This is a genomic window from Arthrobacter sp. Dra40 (assembly GCF_059091905.1).
Genome location: NZ_JBNHHB010000431.1, coordinates 1 through 2,064, shown reverse-complemented (window position 1 = coordinate 2,064; position 2,064 = coordinate 1). Strand labels below are relative to the sequence as shown.

The window sequence follows — 2,064 nt, the reverse complement described above, 5'->3', positions numbered from 1 at the left end:
GCCGCCCAGCGCCGGAGGAGGGATGACCGATGGGCATCATCGTGGCCAACATGTTCCTCACCCTCGACGGCGTGTACCAGGCGCCGGGCGCGGTCGAGGAGGACCAAGAGGGCGGCTTCGACTATGGCGGCTGGCAGGCGCCGTTCTTTGACGACGAATCCGGGGAAGAGATGGTCTCCGTCATCGAGCGCATTGACGCGCTGCTGCTCGGACGGAAGACGTACGACATCTTCGCGGCCTATTGGCCGAAGGCGGGCGACGACTCTCCGATCGCCGCAAAGTTCAACGCGGCGCCGAAGTACGTCGTGTCCACCAAGCTCACCGACCCGTCCTGGGCTGGCACCACCGTATTACCCAATGCGATGGCGGCCGCGCACCTGCGCGAACGGCACGACGAGGTGCACCTGTTCGGCAGCGGCGATCTGCTGCAGTCACTGTTCACCGAGGACGTGGTGGACCGCCTCAACCTCTGGCTGTATCCGCTCACGGTGGGCAGCGGGAAGCGGCTCTTTGGCTCCGGCACGATTCCGGCGTCGTTCCGCCTGGTCGGCCCGGCCCGCACCTTCGACAAGGGGGCGGTGGCGCTGGTCTACGAGCGTGCCGGTGAGGTCGAGACAGGCAACATCGACGAGGTCGAGGCGCGCAGGAGCGCGGGCGGCTGACAGCGGGCGCAGCGGCTGATAGCGACGGCAACGGCTGACAGCCAAGGCAACGACTGACAGCGGCGCGGCCTAGCGGGTATCCAGGTCCTCGAACACCAGGAACGTCTGGGTGTCCAGGATGCCGGGCATGGACTGGATCTGGTCGAAGATGACCCGGCGCAGGTCCACGTTGTCCACGGCACGGACCAGCAGGATGACGTCGAAGTTCCCGCCGACCAACGCGATGTGGTGCACCTCGGGGATGGCGCGCAGGGCCTCGCGCAGCTCGCGCCAGGAGTGCTGGCGCAGCTTCAGGGTCACGTAGGCGGACGCCTTCAACCCGGCCTTGATCGGATCCACCAACGCCGTGAACTTGGTCAGCACGCCGGCCTCGGTCAGCCGCGAGATGCGCGAGTAGGCGTGCGCACGGGAGATGTGCACATTCTCGGCCACCGCGGTCACTGACAACCGGCCGTCCCGCGTCAGTTCCGCCAAAATCCGGCGGTCGATCTCATCCAACACCGGGACTTTCACGGCGGCGCCTTCGGCCATCTGTCTACACCTCGCAGGGTTATCCAGCTCACATTAACAGTTCGTCTACAAGAATACGGTCCGGTAAGCAGAAATTCCACGTTTTCCGGCAGAAGTGGATACGAAAAGTAGCAAAACCCATACTAAAGCTACACAGTTTCTTCACCGCGCCCGTCTCCATGGGCGCCCAGGCAAGGGCAGCAACGCCGACGAAGGATTCGAAGGAGACTCCATGACTATCTCAACCGGCAACCCGATCGAGGGATCGATGGCCGACCCGTCCCGCCGCGCCGGCATGGACAATCCGGTCGCGGCCGAGGCGTACATGCTGCCCTCCGAGCAGCCGGTGCAGCTGGTGGATCCCGACGGCCGGCACGTGCACAATGACAAGTACCCGCTGCCCGACGGCGACGAGCTGCTGCGGGCCTACCGTGAACTGGTGGTTGGCCGCCGCGTCAATGACCAGGCCAACGCGTTGGTCCGCCAGGGCCGGCTGGCGGTCTACCCCTCGTCGCACGGACAGGAAGCGTGCCAGGTGGCCGCGGCCCTGTGCCTTGGCGGCAACGACTGGCTGTTCCCGACCTATCGAGACACCGTGGCCGTCATCGCCAAGGGTGTTGACCCGGTGCAGACCCTGACCCTGCTGCAGGGCGACTGGCACGGCGGTTACGACCCCTACGAGCACAAGGTATCGATCCAGGCGACCCCGCTGGCCACCCAGCTGCTGCACGCCGTCGGCGTGGCCCACGCCGCCAAGCTCAAAGGCGAGGACACCGTCGTCGTCGCGCTCTGCGGTGACGGTGCCACCAGCGAGGGCGACTTCCACGAGGCGCTGAACTTTGCCGCGGTGTTCCACCTTCCGGTGGTGTTCTTCGTGCAGAACAACCAGTAC

General features: G+C 65.7%; 3 protein-coding genes. 2 read left to right on the top strand and 1 reads right to left on the bottom strand.

Annotation, left to right across the window (positions count from 1 at the left end):
• Nucleotides 1-29: 29 nt before the first annotated feature.
• Nucleotides 30-662, top strand: a complete 633-nt coding sequence (locus tag AC5RWT_RS36835; RefSeq protein ID WP_494084533.1) for a dihydrofolate reductase family protein — start codon at nucleotides 30-32, stop codon at nucleotides 660-662.
• Between the two features lie 69 nt (nucleotides 663-731).
• On the opposite strand, the gene AC5RWT_RS36830 is transcribed toward AC5RWT_RS36835, so the two are convergent.
• The gene (locus AC5RWT_RS36830; protein WP_494084532.1) at nucleotides 732-1,193 is read right to left on the bottom strand and encodes an Lrp/AsnC family transcriptional regulator; all 462 of its coding nucleotides are present in this window, start codon (nucleotides 1,191-1,193) and stop codon (nucleotides 732-734) included.
• Nucleotides 1,194-1,440: 247 nt separating this feature from the next.
• Here AC5RWT_RS36830 and AC5RWT_RS36825 point away from each other — a divergent pair.
• On the top strand, nucleotides 1,441-2,064 hold a 624-nt coding region (locus AC5RWT_RS36825), incomplete at its 3' end, for a thiamine pyrophosphate-dependent enzyme (protein WP_494084534.1).

Excerpts from the sequence above, each read along its gene's own strand:
- AC5RWT_RS36835 (WP_494084533.1), top strand. The coding sequence starts at position 30 with ATGGGCATCATCGTGGCCAACATGTTCCTCACCCTCGACGGCGTGTAC.
- AC5RWT_RS36830 (WP_494084532.1), bottom strand. The coding sequence starts at position 1,193 with ATGGCCGAAGGCGCCGCCGTGAAAGTCCCGGTGTTGGATGAGATCGAC.